The 20,479-nt window shown below is 60.8% G+C and carries 29 protein-coding genes, 1 tRNA gene and 1 pseudogene; 30 read left to right on the plus strand and 1 reads right to left on the minus strand.

Annotated features, from left to right (window positions below; translation table 11 throughout):
- Positions 1–100: 100 nt before the first annotated feature.
- The 23 genes and pseudogenes from C1M53_RS27495 (at position 101) to C1M53_RS31820 (ending at position 13,198) form a co-directional block, all read left to right on the plus strand.
- Complete coding sequence (locus tag C1M53_RS27495; protein WP_129415242.1) at positions 101–859, plus strand: hypothetical protein; 759 nt, start codon at positions 101–103, stop codon at positions 857–859.
- On the plus strand, positions 856–1,020 hold the full coding sequence (locus C1M53_RS31805; RefSeq protein WP_165358252.1) for a hypothetical protein: 165 nt from the start codon (positions 856–858) through the stop codon (positions 1,018–1,020). The genes C1M53_RS27495 and C1M53_RS31805 overlap by 4 nt, the downstream gene beginning before the upstream one ends.
- A complete protein-coding gene (locus tag C1M53_RS31810) occupies positions 1,017–1,181 on the plus strand; it encodes a hypothetical protein (RefSeq protein WP_165358003.1) in 165 nt (54 codons plus the stop codon). The genes C1M53_RS31805 and C1M53_RS31810 overlap by 4 nt, the downstream gene beginning before the upstream one ends.
- Positions 1,181–1,375: a hypothetical protein gene (locus C1M53_RS27500; RefSeq protein WP_129415244.1), complete on the plus strand. Its 195-nt coding sequence runs from the start codon at positions 1,181–1,183 to the stop codon at positions 1,373–1,375. Before C1M53_RS31810 ends, C1M53_RS27500 begins: the two co-directional genes overlap by 1 nt.
- Positions 1,372–1,800 (plus strand): hypothetical protein, encoded by a 429-nt coding sequence (locus C1M53_RS27505; RefSeq protein ID WP_129415246.1) that lies wholly within the window; start codon positions 1,372–1,374, stop codon positions 1,798–1,800. Before C1M53_RS27500 ends, C1M53_RS27505 begins: the two co-directional genes overlap by 4 nt.
- Positions 1,769–2,410, plus strand: a complete 642-nt coding sequence (locus C1M53_RS27510; RefSeq protein WP_129415247.1) for a hypothetical protein — start codon at positions 1,769–1,771, stop codon at positions 2,408–2,410. Before C1M53_RS27505 ends, C1M53_RS27510 begins: the two co-directional genes overlap by 32 nt.
- A gap of 123 nt (positions 2,411–2,533) precedes the next feature.
- Positions 2,534–2,660, plus strand: a tRNA-OTHER gene (locus C1M53_RS31815).
- Positions 2,661–2,743: 83 nt separating this feature from the next.
- Positions 2,744–3,016 (plus strand): hypothetical protein, encoded by a 273-nt coding sequence (locus tag C1M53_RS27515; RefSeq protein ID WP_129415249.1) that lies wholly within the window; start codon positions 2,744–2,746, stop codon positions 3,014–3,016.
- Positions 3,013–3,393 carry an HNH endonuclease gene (locus tag C1M53_RS27520; protein ID WP_245488317.1) on the plus strand — a complete coding sequence of 127 codons (381 nt, stop codon included), beginning with the start codon at positions 3,013–3,015 and terminating at the stop codon, positions 3,391–3,393. The genes C1M53_RS27515 and C1M53_RS27520 overlap by 4 nt, the downstream gene beginning before the upstream one ends.
- Before the next feature lie 579 nt (positions 3,394–3,972).
- A complete protein-coding gene (locus tag C1M53_RS27525; RefSeq protein ID WP_129415253.1) occupies positions 3,973–4,419 on the plus strand; it encodes a hypothetical protein in 447 nt (148 codons plus the stop codon).
- On the plus strand, positions 4,416–6,116 hold the full coding sequence (locus C1M53_RS27530; protein ID WP_129415255.1) for a terminase large subunit: 1,701 nt from the start codon (positions 4,416–4,418) through the stop codon (positions 6,114–6,116). Before C1M53_RS27525 ends, C1M53_RS27530 begins: the two co-directional genes overlap by 4 nt.
- A gap of 32 nt (positions 6,117–6,148) precedes the next feature.
- Positions 6,149–8,122 carry a phage major capsid protein gene (locus C1M53_RS27535; RefSeq protein ID WP_129415257.1) on the plus strand — a complete coding sequence of 658 codons (1,974 nt, stop codon included), beginning with the start codon at positions 6,149–6,151 and terminating at the stop codon, positions 8,120–8,122.
- Between the two features lie 63 nt (positions 8,123–8,185).
- Complete coding sequence (locus C1M53_RS27540; RefSeq protein WP_129415259.1) at positions 8,186–8,419, plus strand: hypothetical protein; 234 nt, start codon at positions 8,186–8,188, stop codon at positions 8,417–8,419.
- 2 nt (positions 8,420–8,421) lie between these two features.
- A pseudogene (locus C1M53_RS27545) lies at positions 8,422–9,776 on the plus strand (phage portal protein).
- Entirely contained in the window at positions 9,773–10,366 is a 594-nt protein-coding gene (locus tag C1M53_RS27550; protein WP_129415261.1) for a hypothetical protein, read from the plus strand. The pseudogene C1M53_RS27545 and the gene C1M53_RS27550 overlap by 4 nt, the downstream one beginning before the upstream one ends.
- Positions 10,367–10,369: 3 nt before the next feature.
- Entirely contained in the window at positions 10,370–10,708 is a 339-nt protein-coding gene (locus C1M53_RS27555; RefSeq protein WP_129415263.1) for a head-tail connector protein, read from the plus strand.
- Between the two features lie 9 nt (positions 10,709–10,717).
- Complete coding sequence (locus C1M53_RS27560; RefSeq protein WP_129415265.1) at positions 10,718–10,927, plus strand: hypothetical protein; 210 nt, start codon at positions 10,718–10,720, stop codon at positions 10,925–10,927.
- Positions 10,893–11,243 carry a phage head closure protein gene (locus C1M53_RS27565; protein ID WP_165358253.1) on the plus strand — a complete coding sequence of 117 codons (351 nt, stop codon included), beginning with the start codon at positions 10,893–10,895 and terminating at the stop codon, positions 11,241–11,243. The genes C1M53_RS27560 and C1M53_RS27565 overlap by 35 nt, the downstream gene beginning before the upstream one ends.
- Positions 11,240–11,737 (plus strand): HK97-gp10 family putative phage morphogenesis protein, encoded by a 498-nt coding sequence (locus C1M53_RS27570; protein WP_129415269.1) that lies wholly within the window; start codon positions 11,240–11,242, stop codon positions 11,735–11,737. The genes C1M53_RS27565 and C1M53_RS27570 overlap by 4 nt, the downstream gene beginning before the upstream one ends.
- Positions 11,734–12,129, plus strand: a complete 396-nt coding sequence (locus C1M53_RS27575; RefSeq protein WP_129415271.1) for a DUF3168 domain-containing protein — start codon at positions 11,734–11,736, stop codon at positions 12,127–12,129. Before C1M53_RS27570 ends, C1M53_RS27575 begins: the two co-directional genes overlap by 4 nt.
- 57 nt (positions 12,130–12,186) lie before the next feature.
- Positions 12,187–12,654, plus strand: a complete 468-nt coding sequence (locus C1M53_RS27580; RefSeq protein WP_129415273.1) for a phage tail tube protein — start codon at positions 12,187–12,189, stop codon at positions 12,652–12,654.
- The gene (locus C1M53_RS27585) at positions 12,651–13,055 is read left to right on the plus strand and encodes a gene transfer agent family protein (protein ID WP_129415274.1); all 405 of its coding nucleotides are present in this window, start codon (positions 12,651–12,653) and stop codon (positions 13,053–13,055) included. Before C1M53_RS27580 ends, C1M53_RS27585 begins: the two co-directional genes overlap by 4 nt.
- A complete protein-coding gene (locus C1M53_RS31820; protein ID WP_165358254.1) occupies positions 13,055–13,198 on the plus strand; it encodes a hypothetical protein in 144 nt (47 codons plus the stop codon). The genes C1M53_RS27585 and C1M53_RS31820 overlap by 1 nt, the downstream gene beginning before the upstream one ends.
- On the opposite strand, the gene C1M53_RS27590 is transcribed toward C1M53_RS31820, so the two are convergent.
- A complete protein-coding gene (locus C1M53_RS27590; protein ID WP_129415275.1) occupies positions 13,195–13,422 on the minus strand; it encodes a hypothetical protein in 228 nt (75 codons plus the stop codon). The genes C1M53_RS31820 and C1M53_RS27590 overlap by 4 nt on opposite strands.
- 11 nt (positions 13,423–13,433) lie before the next feature.
- On the opposite strand from C1M53_RS27590, the gene C1M53_RS27595 reads away from it, so the two are divergent.
- Genes C1M53_RS27595 through C1M53_RS27625 form a run of 7 tightly spaced genes read left to right on the plus strand, consistent with a single transcriptional unit; the run spans position 13,434 to position 20,477 of the window.
- A complete protein-coding gene (locus C1M53_RS27595; protein WP_129415276.1) occupies positions 13,434–15,383 on the plus strand; it encodes a phage tail length tape measure family protein in 1,950 nt (649 codons plus the stop codon).
- Positions 15,380–15,988 (plus strand): hypothetical protein, encoded by a 609-nt coding sequence (locus C1M53_RS27600; RefSeq protein WP_129415277.1) that lies wholly within the window; start codon positions 15,380–15,382, stop codon positions 15,986–15,988. Before C1M53_RS27595 ends, C1M53_RS27600 begins: the two co-directional genes overlap by 4 nt.
- Positions 15,985–16,548, plus strand: a complete 564-nt coding sequence (locus C1M53_RS27605) for a hypothetical protein (protein ID WP_129415278.1) — start codon at positions 15,985–15,987, stop codon at positions 16,546–16,548. The genes C1M53_RS27600 and C1M53_RS27605 overlap by 4 nt, the downstream gene beginning before the upstream one ends.
- 10 nt (positions 16,549–16,558) lie before the next feature.
- Positions 16,559–16,987, plus strand: coding sequence for a hypothetical protein (locus tag C1M53_RS27610; protein ID WP_129415279.1), 429 nt, complete (start codon positions 16,559–16,561; stop codon positions 16,985–16,987).
- Positions 16,987–19,587: a phage tail protein gene (locus C1M53_RS27615; protein WP_129415280.1), complete on the plus strand. Its 2,601-nt coding sequence runs from the start codon at positions 16,987–16,989 to the stop codon at positions 19,585–19,587. The genes C1M53_RS27610 and C1M53_RS27615 overlap by 1 nt, the downstream gene beginning before the upstream one ends.
- Positions 19,584–20,012: a hypothetical protein gene (locus tag C1M53_RS27620; RefSeq protein WP_129415281.1), complete on the plus strand. Its 429-nt coding sequence runs from the start codon at positions 19,584–19,586 to the stop codon at positions 20,010–20,012. The genes C1M53_RS27615 and C1M53_RS27620 overlap by 4 nt, the downstream gene beginning before the upstream one ends.
- Positions 20,013–20,477, plus strand: a complete 465-nt coding sequence (locus C1M53_RS27625; RefSeq protein WP_129415282.1) for a hypothetical protein — start codon at positions 20,013–20,015, stop codon at positions 20,475–20,477.
- Positions 20,478–20,479: the final 2 nt, after the last annotated feature.

The raw sequence follows: 20,479 nt of genomic DNA on the forward strand, positions 1-20,479 counted from the left end.
ATCACGCTTGGCGTGCCCGCCAGCACTCATCGGCCTATCGCCGACACATGGAGCGCCGGCAGGCGATCCTCCTCCGCACGTCGTACCCGGAGAAATCTGCATGAGAGCTTTTGCAGCCGTGCCCCCGACGGTCTGGCAAACCGACATTAAAAAGCTTCGTGGTGAGCCCGAAGCGGTGGCGGTCTACTTCCACCTCCTAACCAGCCCGCACACGAATATGATCGGCATGTACCCGCTCGATCTCCAATATGTAGCGATCGACTTAGGGAGCCCCTTGGAAGGGGCTTCGAAGGGGCTTCGAAGGGTCTGCGAGGCAGGTTTAGCCACCTATGACGAAGTCAACGAGATCGTTTGGGTTCACGACATGGCAATCTCGCAGGTGGCGCCCCGCCTGAGCCCGAAAGACAACCGAGTGCAGGCTGTCGCCAAACTACTCGCAACCCTTCCTATCTGCCCGATAACATTGAGTTTTTACACTCGATATCGTGATGTGTTTCACCTTCGGGATGCCCTCGTTTTGGAGGATTTCGAACGCGCATCCCGAAGCCCCTTCGAAGCCCCTTCGGAGCCCCTTCGAAGCAAGGAGAAGGAAAAGGAACAGGACAAGGACCCAGGACAAGGAAAGGAAAAGTTGGGCTCTGAGGGTGAAGAACTTGGCGCTACGCGCGTGAGTGATGAAAGAGAGGATCCGTACGAGCCGAGATCGTCCATCGAAGACGGAAGACGGTTTCTCATCGGTATCGGCGTTCCTGTGTCACGAATGGAGACGGCGCTCCAACGACTGATGCGAGGTGCGCTCTTCCCGTGCGATGTCGATGAATGGAAGCATGAGGCTGTGGCAATGCGAGGTGCGGCATGACCAAGCAACTTGAACTGTTCGCCTGGGCGGATGCTCGACCATCAAACGTAATCGATGCGGTACCCGCTCTTATCCGCAAGGCTGCGATCGAAACGATGTATGCACCGCCTCGCCCCAAGGACACGGGCGACGTCATCTCCTTAACTCCGAGGGCCGCATGAGCGAAGCCATCCAGAAGGCGGCTAAGTGGCTTGCCGAAACGCCAGAACGCCAGCGACCACGGCACTTGCTGGCCCACCTGCAGCATGAGTTCGGACTGACGGCCGCCCAGGCCGTCGCGGCAATCCGAGAAGCGAACTTAATCCGAGCGAGGGCACATTGATGATCGGTGATGACGACATCCCGGAAGACGTGAAGCGCGGTGTTGAAAAAGCGCTGTTCGGCAATCGAACAGGCTATCCGACCGTTTCAGTGAAAAAGAAATACCGATTTCCGGGGCCGAGCGAGCGTCAGTTGCGTGAGCGCCAAGACGCGCAGATGTCGGTCTATCAGGTGAAAGACCGAGGTGACGATTGAGCACCAGCCGGAAAGGCAAACTCGACGCCCTGCTCGACGGCCTGGGCATAAAGCTGGTGCCGGTCAATCGCCGACGCCGAGCTGCGCAGAGCCATGCCCGAGCCACGATGCACGAGATCTGCAACCAGTATGACGAAGGCCATCTGACATTCGTCCTTCGCTGCATCAAGCAGACGAAGAACAATCGCGATGAGCTTTGGTCGGAAACGATTGGCGCAATCTCCGACATTCTCGCACAGCGGCAGGACTGGGCCATGGAGCGCGCTGGAGCAGTCCTTGAGGCCTTCGACCAAATCCCCCTCGGGGTGTTGCGTGGTGAAGCCGTAGCCCGTCGCCCTTGGCCTGTACGGGCCACACTCCGAACACTTATCTACAAACGCCTGGAGGCCATCCTTGACGAACCGGAACAGCGCCTTGCCGTCTAAGCCAATCGACTATGCCCTCGAGGCGGCCCTCGCCGATTTAATCTGGATCGTGAAAGGCCGTTTCGTTGAAGCGGCCGACACGATCGCCAACATGGACGTTGGGCAGCTTCGGCCATCTAAGGCCCGCTCGCTCTGGCCGGCGTATCAGGTCGACAATGTTGGCGGCCATCATCCCGGCTACGGCATCAATGGCAGCAACGTGCAGTACCGTCCTTCAAGCATCACGATATCGCGCGCCGAGGAAGTCATGTACGGTTGGCTGCTCGACTATGTCGACGGCGACGATGCCCGGAGGTTGCTCGGTCAGTGGGCCGCATGCCAGGCAACGCCGCGGCTGGCCGGATCATTCCGGGCCTTTTGCAAGAAAAGTGGCCTGTCGCGTAGTACAGCAGAGCGCCGTGTAGACGGTGCGTTCAAAGCTGTTGCGGCCGCAATCCTTAAAAACGCTCAATCGTTACAAGGCCCTAGCTGGTCCAGGGTGATGCCAATGATGCCGAATTCGCGTATTGATCCGGGCAAGATGGCGACGGTCACGCGGTGGATGGCGCCCGATGCAAAGCCGAGGCACATTCCAGAGATGCTTGAGCCTTTACGAGGAGAGGCAGCATAGCGCTCGCTCCTCAAGAGCCGAGCGCCGAAGTTCGTTCCGCCAGGCTCGCCAGCTTTTTGACGAAGTCCTGCGTTCCAAGAGGCTGCAAGGTCAGGTCCGCGAGAGCGGACAGAGTTGTGAGGCGATGCAGTGGCTGAGTGGTCTAAAGCTGAAGCCCGAAATGATAAGGGCCTGACCGTCTAGTTTCCTGGGCTGGCGACGGATAGCCAATAGCTTCGGGAACCGTGGGTTCAAATCCCTACCTGCATCGCCTCGCTACTCGCAGATATCGATCTTCAACCGGCTGAGTTTTTCGGCCCGTTGCATTGCCGCACCTTCACAAAGGACACCAGCATGAAACGCAGGTCATTCCTCGCGATGCTCGGCTTTGCGCCAATCGCAGGCGCTGCCACCGTGCAGGCTGTTGCAGCCAAACCTTCGCCGTCGGAACTTCTGATCGACGCCACGGGTGCGAACAGCCAGCTTGCCATCGACCTCGAAGCGCTGAATGCAGACGCCAGTCGCTTCCTTGAGTGGACGTCCGAAGGGATGCGCCTCACCGTGGCAAGGATCGACGGTGTGCGCCCCTATCTCTTCGACGCCGATGGGCGGTGCCTGAACCCGTGAGCACGAAGCTCAAGACCCTTGGCCAGCGTGTCGGCACGGTAAGCTCACGCTTCGCCAGCCAGGCACACGACGGCAAGGAACGCGACAGGCAGCGCCAGCAGACCAGCGAATGGCGCGCCTGGTACAAGACGGCCAGATGGCAGAAGCTTCGCCGCAAGGTGCTCAAGCGCGACTTCTACACCTGCCAGCGCACTGGAGTGCTGCTCATCGGCAAGCACCCGGCGCCCAACAGCCCAGTGGTCGACCACAAGAAGGCGCACCGCGGCAACCCGGAATTGTTCTGGGATGAGAAGAACCTACACGCGGTGAGCAAGGCCTACCACGACAGCACAAAGCAGGCCGAGGAAGCCAAGGACATCAAGGGAGTTTGGTACTGATGGTCTACCGCCCGCTGCCTCCTGTTAATCCCTGCCCGAACTGCGGTGCCAAGCCGACAGTGCGCTATCGCTTGTTCAAGGGATGCCGAGCCGAATGCAAATGTGGCGTCTCTGGTCCATTCGTAGCCTGGAGCGGTTGGCCAGAGCACGATGGACTATCCAAGTGGCCAGTCGTAGCCGGTGAGGTGGATATGCCCCGGCCACCAGCGCCAGCAGCAATGAGGGTGAAGGACGTACGCCCCGCCGATCTCATCCGCGAGGCAGGCCACCTTCAGCGCTTGGAGATCAAGCCAGGAGAACGCTTCGTCCTGACCTGTGACTATGCGCTGAGCGAAGCTGATGCTGACCGAGTGCGACAGGCATGGGACGCATTCATGGGTGACGTCCCGCTCCTTGTCCTCACTGATGGAATCTCGCTCGGTGCAGTGTCTCATCCCGAGCCCGTCGAAGCCGAGCCGGCAGCGTGACCAAGGGGGGGTATGTCGACATAGGCAGACCCTCTCCCGCCTAGACCCGCGCCCCATACATTCGCAGAATTTTTTCTCTCGGCCGGGAATTCTGGCTGAAATTCGGTGATCCATGGAAAAACCCGAGGACAAGAACCCGTCCGGCAAGCGTGGCCGGCCGGCGTATCGCCCTGCGCTCAAAGATCGGCAGACCGTCGAGCAGATGAAGTTTTGCGGTGAGAGCGAGAACACGATCGCCAGGTCTCTGGGCATCGACGTCGGCACGCTGCGCAAGCACTTCGCCGAAGAACTTGAGAACGGTTACGCCAATCGGCGCCATGAGGTGATTGGCCTCCTTTTCGAAGCTGCAAGGTCGAAGAATGTTGCCGCGATCAAGAAGCTCGAGGAGATGGGCAGAGTGGCGAATGCGGCCGAAGCCGTGAATGGCCGTGGCAAGGGTGAGCGCCAGCCTAAGCTTGGCAAAAAGGAGGAGCGGCAGATTGCTGCTCGTAATGTCGGCGGCAAATTCGCCACGCGACAGCCGCCTCAACTGGTCGCGGTCAGCGGCGGCAAGAAGTGAAGGAGTGGAGCACCGCTTGCCCTGACTGGCGCGAGCGTATCGTCGAAGGCAGATCGCTGATCCCCTTCGATCCGCTGTACCCGGATCAGGCCGAGGAAGCGGTCAACATCTTCAAGTCGCTGCGTGTCGTTGACGTGGCCGGCAGCCCCACTTTCGGCGAATGTTGCGAGGAGTGGGTTTTCGACTTCGTTCGCGCGATCTTCGGCGCATACGACGCAGATACGGGCCAGCGCCAGATCGAAGAATTCTTCTTGTTGATCAGCAAGAAGAATTCGAAGTCGACAATTGCCGCCGGCATCATGCTCACGGCGCTGATCCTCAACTGGCGGCTGTCTGCCGAGCTGATGATCCTGGCACCGACGATCGAGGTCGCGAAGAACTCGTTCGAGCCAGCGCGCGACATGGTCTATGCCGACCCGGAACTGCTCGAACTCCTGAATGTGCAGGAGCACATCAAGACGATCGAGCATCGCGTTACGAAGGCAAAACTCAAGATCGTCGCCTCAGACAGCGAAACGGTCAGCGGCAAGAAGGCTGCGTTTATCCTCGTCGACGAGCTCTGGATATTCGGCGAGCGTGACGGCGCGGGAGCGATGCTGCAGGAGGCCACCGGCGGCCTTGCGTCGAGGCCTGAGGGCTTCACCATCTACCTGTCGACACAGAGCGACAAACCGCCGGCCGGAGTGTTCAAGGAGAAACTGGAATACGCCCGCGATGTCCGCGACGGCGAAATAAAAGATCCGCGCTTCCTGCCGGTGCTGTACGAGTTTCCGCCCGAGATGATCGAGGCCGAGGAACACAAGGACCCGGCCAACTTCTACATGACCAACCCGAACATGGGGCGGTCGGTCAGGCAAGACTATCTGGAGCGGAAGCTGCGTCAGATCCTGAAAGGTGAAGGCGAGGAAGGCGAAGACATCCAGACGTTCCTCGCTAAGCACCTCAATGTCGAGATCGGGCTTCGAAACCGTCGCGATAGATGGGGCGGCACCGACTTCTGGTCTGATGCTGCTGAAGAAGGACTTACGCTCGAAACGCTGCTGGAACGCTGCGATGTCGTCACGATAGGCATCGACGGCGGCGGCCTGGATGACTTGCTCGGGTTTGCGGTGATAGGCCGTGAGAAGCTCACGCGTCATTATTTGGTGTGGTGTCGGGTTTGGGCGCATCCGATTGTGCTGAAGCGTCGGAAGGACATCGCCGAGCAGCTGCGCGACTTCGAAAAGGACGGTGACCTCGTGTTCTGCAAGACATCGACGCAGGACCTTGATGAGGTTGTCGCGATTTGCTGCAAAGTGCGCGACGCTGGCCTCCTCCCCGAAAAAGCGGGCATCGGCGTCGACAAACTGGGCCTTCCAGCCCTCTTGGATTCCTTGATCGCTGCAGGCTTCAAAACGGATGAGGAAGGCGGAACGGTCACCGGCATCGGTCAGGGTGGCTTCCTCAATGACGTGCTCGTGGGAGTGGCCCGCAAGCTCTCCGACGGCTCTCTGAAGCACGCCGGGCAAGCCGTTTTGCAATGGGCGGTTAGCAACGCAAAGGAAGTGCTGAAAGGATCTGCCCGCGCGGTGACCAAGCAGACCTCGGGAACTGCCAAAATCGACCCTTTCATTGCCTTGCTGAACGCGGCGAAGCTTATGAGCCGCAACCCGGAGGCCTACCGGAAGAAAAAGGCGACAGTCCGCATCATCGGCTGATCCACCCACAACCCGAACCTTTGGAGGTCGTCATGTCCGTGACGCGCCGCGCTTACTCGTCTCTCACCATCAAGTCAGTGAGTGATGAGAAGCGCATCATCCGTGGCATCGCGACAACGCCGACGCCTGACCGCGTTGGCGACATAATCGAGCCTCTTGGTGTCAAGTTCACCAATCCGCTCGCGTTGCTCTGGCAGCACCAGCATGACAAGCCGATCGGCACTGTCAAATTCGACAAGCCGACGAAAGCTGGCATCACCTTCGAAGCCGAAATCCCGATCGTAGAGGAAGACGGCACGCTGCGCGACCGCACCGAGGAAGCCTGGCAGTCGATCAAGCTCGGGCTCGTGCGTGCTGTGTCGATCGGTTTTCGCGCCATGGAATACGCTTTCCTCGACAGCGGCGGCATCCATTTCACCAAGACCGAGGCTTACGAGCTCTCGGCCGTCACCATCCCGGCGCAGCCCGACGCGGTGATGACCTCTATCAAGAACATGGACGCGGCTGGTGTCGCGATCATCAAGACCTTCGACCCGAACGCTCCCGCCGCGACTGGCGAACTCCAGCGTCCGACGAAGACCGCCCCCGGCGCTACGGGGAAATCAACCACTCCCGTCAACTTGCGCCCCAAGGAGGGCACCACCATGAAAACGCTCGCCGAGCAGATCACTGCTCTCGAAGCCAAGCGCGCTGCGCATGCGGCCCGCATGGAAGCCATCATGCAGAAGTCGGCCGATGAAGGCCGTTCGACTGACCAGGCCGAACAGGAGGAATTCGACGGCCTCTCGGATGACGTTGAAGTCATCGACGGCGACCTCAAGCGCCTCCGTGCACTTGAAAAGGCCAAGGCGGCTTCCGCAACCCCGATCGTCGCCAACCAGATCAAGACGGCGGAACTCGGCACTGCCATCCGCACCGGCGTTGCTCTGGAGCCGGCCAAACTGGAAAAGGGCATCCGCTTCGCCCGCTACGCGAAGTGTATCGCCATCGCTACCAAGACGAACCAGCCCATCACCGCTGTCGCCGAGACACTGTATGGCAAGGCCGATCCCGAGTTCATCGAGATCACCAAGGCCGCCGTGTCGGCGATGACCACTGGCAACACTGGCCAGCTTGTCGGCAACATCGGCGGCTTCGCTGACTTCATCGAGTTCCTGACCCCTCAGACGATCATCGGCAAGTTCGGTACCGGCAGCATCCCATCGCTGTCGAAAATCCCGTTCCGGACCCCGATTATCGGTGAACTCAGCGAGGCTGTTGCCCAGTGGGTTGGTGAAGGCAACGCGAAGCCGCTCACTCGCACCACTTACGGCCGCACCACCCTTGATCCGCTCAAGGTCGCTGCGATCGCGGTGCAGACCATGGAACTCATCCGCGACAGTTCCCCGTCGTCTGACGTCCTGATCCGCAACGCGCTGGCCAAGTCGATCGTAACCCGGCTCGATCTGACCTTCTTGGATCCTGCCGTCGCTGCAATCGCCGGCATCCGCCCGGGCTCGATCCTGAATGGTATCGCTCCTGTTGCGCCTAGCGCCGCGACTGGTGCTGACGGTGTCCGTGAGGATGCCCAGAAGATCATGGCCGCCTTCGTGACCGCGAATAACCCGCTCACCTCCGGTGTGTGGCTGATGTCGGGTCTCACGGCGCTCAAGATCATCGGCTTCCTCAACCCGCTCGGCCAGCGCGAGTTCCCCGGCCTAACGCTGCAGGGCGGCACGTTCTTCGACCTGCCGGTGATCGTGTCCAACTATGTCGGCGACTACCTGACCCTGGTGAATGCCGAAGACATCCACTACGGCGACGAAGGCGGCATCGAGGTCGCGATGTCGACCGAAGCTTCGCTGGAAATGGACTCGGCACCGACCCACGACTCGGACACCCCGACCGCTGTGGAACTCGTCTCGATGTTCCAGACCAACAGCGTTGCGTTCCGCGCCGAGCGCACGATTAGCTGGGCGCGGCGCCGTCCGACTGCCGCGGCGTACGTCGTTCCGGCCTGGAACTGATCAAGGCCATAGCACCCCGGCTGCCGCGAGGTGGCCGGGGCATCCTTGCAATCGAGGCCAGCCATGAAAAAGTCCAGCTACATGACGCGCGCGCTCCAGTGCCGCGATCCCCGCTTTGCGGTCATCCTTGGCAAGCTCGGCTATGAGGCGGCAGACATGCGGGCGGCTCCGGCCGGTGGACAGGTCGACCTCCTTGCCGACCTGCGGGCCGAGTATGCGCTGATCGTCGGCAAGAAGCCTTTCCACGGCTGGGATGCCGCCACTCTTCGCGAGAAGATCGCAGCGGCGAAAGGCTGATCATGCGCCTGTTGGGTTTCAACATCACGAGGGCTGCAAAGTCGCTCTCGCCAGTCTCGCCGCGGGGTGGCCGCAGCGGTTGGCGCATTCTCGAATCGTTCGCCGGTGCCTGGCAGCGCAATGTCGAGGTGAACCGCGACAGTGTTCTGTCCAACTTCGCCGATTTCGCCTGCCGAACTCTGATCGCGTCCGATATCTCGAAGCTGCGCGTCAAACTGGTAAAGAACACAGGTGATGACGGCGACGACATTTGGCAGGAGACGAAAAATCCTGCCTATTCGCCCGTCATCCGCAAGCCAAACCACTTCCAGAACCGAATTCAGTTTTTCGAAAGCTGGGTGCTGTCCAAGCTTCAGAGCGGCAACACCTACGTGCTGAAGCAGCGCGACGGCCGAGGTGTAGTGGTCAGGCTCTATGTGCTCGACCCGAGCCTCGTCACTCCGATGATCGCGGATGATGGAAGCGTTTTCTATGAGCTTCAATCGGACAAGCTTCTGGGCTTGGGCTTGCCGGAAACGATCCGGGTGCCAGCGCGCGAGATCATCCACGATCGTTTCAACTGCTTCTATCATCCGCTTGTCGGCATCTCCCCGATCATGGCCGGTGGTCTCGCAGCCACGCAGGCGATCGCGATCCAGGATGCATCGGCGACGTTTTTCCAGAACGGTGCCCAGCCGAGTGGTGTGCTCTCGTCGCAACTTGAGATGGACGATGCCGACGCCGAAAAGCTGCAGGCCTATTTCAACGAGCAGTTCGGCGGGAAAAACCGTGGCAAGATTGCGTCGTCGGCGGCGGGCTGGCGTATCATGGCATTACCGCAAAGGCCGTGGACAGCCAGCTTGTCGAGCAACTGAAGTGGACGGCCGATGTCGTCTGTTCGGTCTATCATGTGCCGCCATACAAGATCGGCATGGGTCCGGTACCAGCGAACACCAACGTCCAGGCTCTCAACATCGAATATTATAGCTCGTGCCTCCAGTCGCTCATCGAGAGCATAGAGGCCGGTCTCGACGAAGGTCTTGGGATGGATGGGGAGACCATCGGCACCGAGTTCGATACCGATGCGCTGATGCGGATGGACACGCTGACTCAGTACGAAGTCGCCATGAAGGCCAAGGGCATCGGCACCCTCGACGAGCAGCGGCGCATGATCGGCCTTGGCAAGATCAAGGGTGGCGACACCACGTACTTGCAACAGCAGGATCACAGCCTTGCGGCCATTGAAGCACGCGACCGTGCGCTGATCGACGGTGTCAACAATCCGCCGGCGCCACCACCCGCGAATGACAATCCTCCCGAGGTGCAGGCGGCCTATTTCGGCGCGATGCTGCGCAAAAACCTGATGGGTGATCGATGACACAGGAAGAACTCGACGCCCTGTCGGCGGCTATGGCCTCCGTCGTGAAAGAGCACGTCGACACGGCCACCCGCCCGCTGCTGGAGCGTATCGCCAGCCTTGAAGCGCGTGAGCCTGTGTCAGGCACCAGCGTAACCAGCGCCATCATCGATCGAGCCGGCAATCTGGTGCTGACGATGTCGGACGGCTCGACGAAGGATCTCGGCCCAGTCGTCGGCAAGGATGGCGAGCCGGGTAAGGACGGCAGCGACGGTCTGGCCTTCGAGGACATGACCGAGGAGCTCGAAGACGATGGCCGCACGATCATCCGCCGCTACAGCCGAGGCGACCAGGTCAAGGAGTTCCGGCATCAGGTTTCGGTGGTGCTCGACCGTGGCGTCTACAAGGACGGCCGGGAGTACGAGCGCGGCGACGGTGTGACCTGGGGCGGATCGTTCTGGATTGCGCAACAGAAAACGACAGAGAAGCCCGACGGCGGCGATTGCTGGCGTCTGGCTGTCAAGCGAGGCAAGGACGGCAAAAGCGCACCAGTGACCGCGCCTGTGGCGAATGGGCCTATCCGGGTCGGCAACCCGGCGAAGGAGGCTTAACCGATGGCCTCACTGGTTACGCTGGAGTTCGTCAAAGCCGCACTGCACATCATCGAGCGCGATGAAAACGGCGTGGTGCTCGATCACGAGGACGATGGCCTGATCCAGGGCTATATCGACAGTGTCGAGGAAGCCGTGTTGCGGTATCTGCGCAGGCTGGCAGTCACGCCACCATGGACAGCGGCAGACGCGCCCAAGGCCGTAAAGCAGGCGATCGTTCTGGGCGTGGCATCCCTCTACGACCCCGAGGCGCCGGAACTCCTTTCCGGCCTCGGCTCATCCGATCCGAAGAACCCGCTCGTCGGGCTCCTTTGCATGATGCGCAAGCCGACGGTGGCGTGAGGTGCTGTGATGTGGATCAGGTTCACGGAAGACTTCGACTTCTCTCCAGCGGCTCTCGGTGGCCGCGTCACCACTGCCTTCAAGGCGGGCATGGTGGAGAACGTCACGCGGGAGTGCAGTGAGGCAGCAATCGCGGCCAATCGTGCCGTACCCGCTTCCAGGCCTCGCACGAAGGATGATCAAGATGGCAATGCCGGCGAGCAGCAACAGCCTGCGTGAGCGGGTTGCCTTCGACAAGCGCGGTACCGGGTCGGACGGCGGCGGCGGTGTCACCACACCATGGCAAGAAACGTTCTCGCGTCGCGCCGCGTACGTTCATCGGAATACTGGTGAGGCGGTGATGGCTGATCGCCTTCAGAGCAAGCGAACACTGCTGATCCGGGTGCGCGCCGATAGCCAGACAAGAACGATCACGGGTGGCTGGCGCGCACGGGATGCGAGGACAGGCCAGGCCTACAACATCCTCGACGCTACCCCGACGCCTGATCGCAGGTGGGTTGATATCCTTGCGCAGACTGGCGGCCCGAACGGATGAAGATCGCCGGCAAACAGAAGTTTCTCGGCCAGATCGCCGCCTTGCCTCGTGCCATGAAAGACGAGATTCGCAAGGCGCTGGAAGTCTCGGCGGAGGAAACCACCGACCTCATGAAGCGGTTCGCTCCCGTAAAGAGCGGCGCTCTGAAGGCCAGTATCGGCTACACCTTTGGGACTTACACCCCTGACAATGCGAACGTGCGCGGCCTGAAAGCGAGTGGTTCCGACGCCACCGAGTTGACCGTAACTCTGCACGCTGGCGACAAAAAAGCGTGGTACGCCAGTCTCGTCGAGTTCGGCACGCGGGCGCATACGATCAAGGCAAAGCGGCCTGGTGGCCTGCTCAACATCCATGGTCGGTTGATCGAAGAGGTGCACCATCCCGGGGCAACCGCTTCGCCTTTCTTTTTCCCGGGTTATCGACTGGGCAAGAAACGAGCTCGAACGCGGCTCGCCCGGGCGGTCCGCAACGGTGCCAAGAAAGCTTTCAAATGATGATCGGCGACCAGTTGCAGAAGGCAATCTATGCCGCGCTCACGGCTGCGCCCGCGCTTGTCGATGGCAAGGTGTTCGACACGGTTCCTCCGGACACGGAGGCGCCTTACATCCACATCGGAAACGAGCAGGTGCTCGACGACAGCGACGATTGCGCCGAAGGCTGGGAGGTCTTCACCGACATCCACATCTGGTCCGAGCCGGAGACCGGCAGCAAGCTCGAAGTGAAGAGCATCGGGCCGGCCGTAGTGCAGCGCCTTACCCAGATCACCGCGATTGAGGGCTTTCGCGTCGTCATCGCCTCGATCGAAAACATTCGGTATCTCGACGATCCGGACGGTGTGTCCAAGCACGGCATCGTGACCTCTCGTCACGTGCTCGAGCCTGCTTAGCATTCCTCAACCCTCAGTCCCTGCAACCGCTGCCATAACTCTCGAAAGGAGAAGCCGATGGCTACCCCTCCCATGCCTGTGAAATCCATGAATGGCACTCAGCTGCTCGTCCAGATCGGCGACGGTGCCACACCTGAAGTCTTTGCCGCCGACTGCCTAATCAACACGCAGCGCGGCATCACCTTCAGTTCCGACACGAACGAAGATATCAATCCGGACTGCAACAACCCGGATGATCCCGCGTGGAAGGAAGTCACCAAGGACGGCCTTTCTGGCCAGATCGCCGGCGCCGGCCGCGTGCATACGCCGTCAATCAAGGACTGGTGGGAGTGGTTCATCTCCAAGGACACCAAGAACTGCCGCGTCCTGCTCAACAATGTCACGTTGGCCAACGGAGGCGGTTACTGGTCCGGCGCTTTCCACCTCACCAACTTCGAAGTGACCGGCGAGCGCAACCAGAAGGCTCAGGTGTCGGTGACCCTGATGTCGTCTGGCCCGATCGTCTGGGTGGATGCCGCCGCATGAACCGGCACGGCGCGATTGAAATCACCTGGGCGGGAGGTGATCACACTTTCCGCCTTGGTCTCGACGAGGTCGAGGAACTGGAAGCGGCAACCGAAATGTCGATCTTCCTGCTCTATTCGTCGATGGTGTCGGCCTCGCCATTCGCCAAGCTCAAGCATTATTCGGAGACAATCCGGATCGGCTTGATCGGCGGAGGCATGTCGCCTGTCGACGCCCGCTTGATGGTGCGGCGCTATGTCGACATCCGCCCCTTGGTGGAAAGCGTTGCCCTCGCCGCAGTCATCATCCGGGCAGCGCTGGAACGTGTTCACAGCAACGAAGTGGACACGTCATCGGGGGAAGCGGAAACGGTGGAGCCGAACGGCTCGACTTCGCCGTCATTCGAGGAAACGCCGTCCTGATGGGAATAGCCAATGTCGGCTCACTGACCCTCGGCCAGTACGGGGCGATCTGCCGGCAGTGGAACAAGGCGCATGGGCAAGTTTCAGCGCCGACGGAAGATGAGCTCGACCTGGCTGTCGCGAGGGCACGCGGGCTGCATTAGCGTTGGGCTTGCTCTTGGGTGATGTAGCCCTTCTCGGCGCAATACTGCTTCAGCGCTGGCAGGTTCTCATCAACGGCCGCGAGGCACCCGCGCCTCATGGTCTCCTGCTTTCCCAACTCTTCTGCAACAACTGCCTGTTGGTGCTGTTGCCAGAAATAGAAGCCGCCGACCGCGATCACAGTGACGCACGCGGCGGCCACCAATCCTTTCAACCAATTGTCCAAGGTGCCCCTCCATGGCCATCGAAGCCGAACGCCTATTGGCCATATTCGAAGCACGTTTCACGTCGCTTGAGAAGTCGCTCGAAAAGGCGCGCACGAACGCCAACAAGGCATTCGGTGACATTGAGGCATCCGGCACCAGGGCTGAAGACGCTCTGTCAAAGGTCGGCGAAAAGGGATTGCCGGGTATCGATCGAGCATCGAAGTCCGTCGCCGCAATGAAGGGAAACACCGCGAACCTTGCTGCGCAATTGAACGACATTGGCGTTCAGTTGGCGGGTGGTCAGTCGCCGTTTTTGATTGCAATCCAGCAGGGTACGCAGATCAATCAAGCTCTCGGGCCGACGGGTGCGCGCGGGGCTGTTGCGGCGTTGGGCGGTGCCTTTATGTCCCTCTTGAACCCGGTCGGCCTTGCCACCTTGGCAATCATTGCGGGTGGCGGGTATGCCGCACAGTACTTCCTCGAAATCATATCGGGCGGGGAGAAGTCGGCGGAAACGCTTAAGAACGAAGCCGAGCTAATCCAGCGCGTCGTGAACAAATGGGGCGATGCGCTACCCGCTTTGCAAGCCTACGCCAAAGAGCGCGAAGCTCTCGCCGACAAGAAGGACCTGGAAGAAGCCACCAACATCGGTAAAGACAACGCTTTCGAGAAAACACGCGAGCAGGTCGACGGATTACGAGCCGACCTAGCCCTTCTGATCGGTGACCTTGGCTCGTTCGCCGGCCAGGAAACGCAAGTTGCTCGCTTGCAGGATGCTTTCTCGATCCTGCAGCAAAGGATCGAATCCCAAACAGCGACGGCTGAAGACGCAAAGCGAGTGCAAACTGTGCTTGCCGATGTCCTGAGCGGAACCGGCGTGCCTGCTGCCGGTTCCCTTGCAGACGAATTCAGTCGGCTGGCACAGGAAATTGCGAAGGCGAGCGCAAAGGCGTTTGAATTCCAAAGTCAGCAGGATGGTAGAATTCGCGCTTCCACCAAAGGCGGACCCGCAAGGTATCAGTCAGGGCAGATCGATCTTCCCGAAACCGCTCCTACACCAGATCGAACGCCCAACCGAGAGGACGTGTTCGCCGAGCAGGATCGATATCGCGAGCGTGCGGCACGTCGTGGGGCCCGTGGCCAGCGCCTGAACGCCGGTCAGCGCACCGACGAGGATCTGCGCGCGGTAAAGGACAGGACCGAAGCTCTGCGCCAGGAAGCGGCCATGATCGGCCTATCCTTTCAGGAGCAGGAGCGCCGCCGCATGGCGCTCGATCTGGAGCAGGAAGCGCTCAAGCGACTGCGCGAGGAAGCTGCCCGCAAAGGTCAGAAGGATCTCGAATCGATCCGGCTGTCTCCCGATCAGGTTGCAAAGATCAACGCGGTGTCCGAAGCCTATGCCCAGCAGGCGGAGGTCTTGCGGCAGGTGCGCGAGCGGCAACAGGAGGCCGAGCAGGCATCGGGTGAATTCTACGACACTTTCAAGAACGGCGCGATCGATGCCATCACCGGCGCGCGGAAGCTCAGCGATGTGCTGAAGGAGCTCGGCACGCGCTTCGCCTCGATGCTGCTCAACAGCGGTTTCGACATGCTGTTCAAGCCGAAGTCCGGCAATTCGTCGGGTGGCTCATTCGGCAGCGTCTTCGATTTGATCGGCAAGTTCATCACGGGCAGCTTCGCCAACGGCACATCCTCCGCGCCGGGTGGTCTTGCGGTGGTCGGCGAGCGCGGCCGAGAACTGGTCAACCTGCCGAGGGGCAGCCAAGTCGTGCCCAACGACATCACGGAAAAGCTGATCGGTGGCGATGGTGGCGGCTCACCGATCTACATCGGCGGCCCGACCATCAACGTCGATGCGCGCAATGCCCAACCCGGCGTCGGCGAGGAAGTCAGACGGGCAGTCAAGGATGCCACCGGCAACATGACGCAACTCGTTCGCAACGCGCTGCGCGAGATGAAGGTCAAGGGCATGAAGCCATGATCGTTGATCTTCCCGCCATCCGCTTTGCGCCGACCAGGCCGGAGCTTATCGATTCCGTGTCGATGAGCCGCGCCGGTAATCGCGTCATCAGCGTCGTCGACTATGCTGATCCCTTCTGGCAGATCCCGATGCAAACGCTTCGAATGACTGCAAAGGAGCTTCAGCTACTCCTCGCCTTCCGCGATCGTGTCCGCAACGGCATGGTCACGGTGGTGCATCGTCCGACAGACAACTGCCTGCCTCAAGCCTACTGGGGCAATGCCGGTGCTATCCAACTCAATGACGGCACGCTGCAGTCTGTGACCAACGGTTTCAACGTCACGCTCAACAACCTGATCAACGGGTTGAAGATGATGCCGGGCGACCTGTTCTCGCTCAAGGCAGGCAACTACCGGTCAAGGCATCGTGTCATGACCGGCGGCACTGCGGCGGCCAATGCACTTGCCCTGACTGTCGAGCCATTCGTGCCGCCGTACATCACTCCCGGCGCCGTGGCGAAGTTCCTGAGGCCGGAACTCAACACCCGCGTCCTGCCGGGATCGTTCTCCGTTTCGGATGACCATTTCCCGGTGGCATCCTTCACTCTCGTGGAGGTGCCGCAATGAGTTATCCCGCCCGCCTCGAGCAGCTTCTCGACGAAGGCCGCATCGCGATCCGGGGCCTGATCCTCTACAAGTTCGGCAATGCGTGGATGGGTGTCTGGACCGGTAATTACGAGCTCGTCTACGAAGGTGTGACCTACGTGCCGAACCAACTCATCACGGCCGAGCCGCCAGACGGCGCGATGGGGATGGAGGCAACCGAGTTCGTTGTCACCATGCCGGCGCGTTCTGATTTCGGCATCACGCCTGACAAGCTCGCCGAAATCGAGAGCCAGGATTACAAGGGTCGGCCCTGCCAGCTGCGTGAAGCATACTTCGATCCGGACACGCGCGAACTGCTGCACGTCGAGGAACTGGCCTTTGGCTATGTCGACTACATCACGCACGTGACTGAAGGCGGCGAAATGCGGCTTGAGGGGCATGTGATCTCCGGTGCCCTGGACAACCACCGCGACGGCTACCGCTCGGCATCGCACGAGGATCAGCAGCTGATCTCTGAAGGCGATCGCGGTTTTGAATACGCCACGGTCATCAAGACCGAGAAATTCGCCATCGAACTCTGAGCATTCCGACATGTTGAAGATTTTGCCCCGGTTGCCCGACTGGGATCGCCGCCTTGCGCGCGTGACGGAAAAGCACCTTCGCCTTCCAGGCGAATGGGGTGTCTCCGACTGCCTGATGACGGCGATGGATGCTGTCGAGGCAGTGACCGGCTTCGATCCTGCCGCCAAGGTTCGTGGCACCTATTCGACCGAGCAGGGCGCGGCCAAGCTTTTGCGCCGTCGAAAGGCTGAGACCGTCGAAGAGATGCTTGCCAAGCTGTTCCCGACGCTGCCGTCCGCCTTCTCGGCGCTGCGTGGTGATCTGGTCGTTGTCGAGCGCAATGGCGTGCTGTCGGCAGGCTATGTCTGCGAATACGAGGTTGCGGTCAAAACCGAGACCGGCCTTGCCTTCGTTGGCATCACCGAAATCCGCTCGGCCTATCAGGTGGGTGCTCGGTAATGGCATTCCTTGGTCCCGTCATTGCAGGCGTCGGCTCCGTTCTCAGCGGTGCGTTCTCTTTCTTCAGCGGAAGCACGATCCTTGCCGGTGCGCTGAAGATCGGCCTTGGCCTTGCCGCGCAATACGCCATCGGCGAACTGTTCAAGCCGGACGTCCCGGCACAGGTCTCGCACCTCGAAACGCAGTATGGCCAGGATCTGCCGCGGAGCGTGGTGCTCGGCACACGAGGCCTTGCCGGTCATCACATCTACCGCAACGCCTATGGCAAGGGCGGGCGGACGGTGCAGGATCTCTATGTCCTGTCGCACTTCCGCATCTTCGGTGTTCCGCGCGTCCGATACGAGGGCAAGTGGTATTCGCTCGGCGGTGCCGTCGATGCCGAGCGGGGCCAGCGTATCCAGGGCATCGAGCCGGAAATCTGGGTCAAGGTCTATCAGGGTGATCTCGCCCAGGCGGCTGATCCGGGACTGATCGCACGCGCCAACCCCGCCGGCCGATGGACCGTTGCCCATCGCCTTGCCGGTGTTGCCTACGCCGTTGTCACGCAGCAGCTCGATCGCGAGAAACTGCCGAACGCTTGGCAGGCGTTTTTCGAGGTTACCGGTGTCGCTTATGACTGGCGGCAGGATAGCTCGGCAGGCGGCTCGGGTGCGCAGCGCTGGACCGATCCGACGACGTGGGGACAGTCGAGCAATCCGATCGTCCTGCAATACAATCTGGAACGCGGCTTCTGGCTTGGCGATCAGCTGATTGTCGGCAAGGGCATTTCGACCGATCGCCTGCCCATCGGCAAGTGGACGCTGGCCGCCAATATCTGTGATGAGGTTGTCGGAACGGGTGCGCGTTACAAGGCTGCCTATATCGCCACAGCAGGCCAGGGCATCACCCATGCCGGCAACATGGCACCGCTTCAGGCTGCGTGCGCTGCGTCATGGTATGAGGGTCCGGACGGCGAATATCCGATCGCTGGCGCCAGCCAAGCCATCGTCGCCACCATCACCGATGACGACCTGGTCGACGGCGAAGACAAGAACTTCTCGCGCTACCGCACACGGTCGGAACTGGTCAACACGATCGCCGGCACCTATGCGTCGCCGGACGCCTTCTATGACGGCGTCCCACTTGCCACCCGCACTGATGCTCCAGCCTTTGCGGCAGATCGCGAACGGCTGGCAACGTCCATCCCCTATGACGCTGTCACTGATCCGAAAGTTGGCGACCGGCTGAACGACATCGCCCTGCGCGCCAGCCGGTATCAGGGCAACGGCGAAATCTGCCTTCGGCACAAGTTCCTCGGCCTCAAGGTCGGCCAGTGGTTCCAATGGCAGAGTGAAGACGAGGCCGGTGGCTTTACCAAGACGTTCCAGATCGTGCGCCGCCGGCTCGGTCCAATCGGGCCGAACTCATGCCGCCTTGTCTATGTCACCATACAGGAAGTCGGCGAAGGCATCTTCGACCCGACCGCCTATCAGACCAACCCGCCGGACGCGACGGGACCGGGTGCGCCGGACTATCAGAGCGAGCTCGTCAACTTCAACATTACGGCGATCAAGAACACGGCTTCCACCGGATCGGCTCGCGCGGGCATCCGTGCATCGTGGAACCCGATCGAAGATCAGACCATCACTGAAATTCGCATCGAGTATGGCCCAGTCAATGCGGTTGGTGACATACCGGCAAGCACTGTCCCTGCGCCGCCGGCGTTGAAGAACCAGACCATCCACGACCTCTATCAGGGCGTGATGTCCAATTCGCTTTGGGCAGTACGCTACATCTTGCGATCGCAGCCGGCGCGCGCCTTCTTCCCGTCTCCTTGGAAGTACGTCAAGACGCTGCAGGCGACGCTCGGCGACGACGACGTTTACCTCCCGGGCATGGTCGAGGAGGTCAACCGCAACACCGCGAACCTGCTGCCGCCGCTTCAGGAAGACATCCGCACGCTGATTGAGCGTGCTGAAAAATCCGCGCAGCAGTCGCTTGATCAGGATGCAGGGCAGTTCCTCAACAAGGTGTCGCAAGTCACTCAACTGAAGTCGGCATACGAGACCGTCACCGCCGAATACAAGTCAGTGGTGTTTGCCGCCACCGGGCCGAACTCTGCGATCGTCCAGCGCCTGGACACCTACGAAGCTCGCTTTGCCGATATGGCCAGCGCCACGGCGCTTAACCTGGTCAAGGTCCAGGTCGACCAGCAAGCTGGCCAGATCACGGCGCAGGGAACGCTGATCAGCGGCGTGCAGGCGACCGTCGGTGGCATCTCGGCGCAGGGTCTTTTCCGAACCTATGTCACCGCTACGGAAGCCGGCGCAGAAGCAACTGTCGGCCTTGCGGCATCTGCCACAGCGAACGGTTCGACCCGATCAGCAGCGATACTGCTTTCGGCCCGATCGGACGGGAAGACCATGGCCGGTCTGGTCGCGGACCTGATCTACTTCACCGATGGCGCGGGCAGCAAGCTGTTCCCGGTCGCGATCGAGAACGGCACGCTGCGCGCAAACTTCGCCAATCTCGGCACCGTCACAGCGGCAATCCTTCAGTCCCCGAATGGCTTGCACATCTACAACGTGGCCAACGGCACACAGGAATGGTGGCGGGCATGACAACGTCTGCCGCGTTCTGGGATTGGGTCGTTGACCACTGGCGTGGCCGCTGGGTCTTGCCGGGGTACAGCGCGCGCGATGCGAACGTGCCTCGCAACAAGGTCGTGATGGATACCGATGATATCGGCATGCTCTCGAAGCTGGCGAATGGCCAATACACGCTGAGCTATGGCGGTAGCCTGGACACAGGGCCGGTGACAATCGCGTCGTGGACAGATCCCGGCTTCGTGCCGCTTTGCCTGTACCGCTTCTCGATCGCAGGTGGCGAGTGGGAAAATGTCTACACCATGCAGAACACAGGCAGCACCAGTGGAAACTACTACATCAAGGTGCATCGCACCGGCATCATCGCTTCGCTGAAGCTGATCAACAGTTCATCCCCGGTAACGATTGCCTGGACGGCGCTTCGGCTGAAGGTGATGTAGATGATCCGGCAAGCCTTCCGCGGCTTCGACGGCGGCGGCGTGTTCAAGTTCCGCATCTTGAAGCCAGGCAGCACCGCCGATGCTCGCTATGCGTCGGTCGACGACTGCCTGTTGCACGAGCAGATGCTGGCCACTCAGCCCTATTGGCTTGGTTTCGTGCCGTGTCCGTTCGCCGGCAGCACGACCAAAGATCCGCTCGATCAGACCACGAATGTCAGCATTCCGGACGCTGGCGTGACCGATCCGGAATACATGCTGTGGCCTCGCAACGTGAGCGGCCGGAATTGCTTTCCGCGTCCGGCGTCGGTCGGGGTCGGCAACAGTCAGGATGGCTATCCCAGCGAAGCATGGGCCATTCGCATGGTCAGCATCACCGCGAACACACTGACGTTGCGCTTCATCAAGCCAGCGCTCAGCACGCAAAGCCCGCTCGGCTGTTCCGTTGCTCTCTTCAAGAGAGGTTGAGC

It is taken from the genome of Mesorhizobium sp. Pch-S, from assembly GCF_004136315.1.
Taxonomy (GTDB): Bacteria; Pseudomonadota; Alphaproteobacteria; order Rhizobiales; family Rhizobiaceae; genus Mesorhizobium.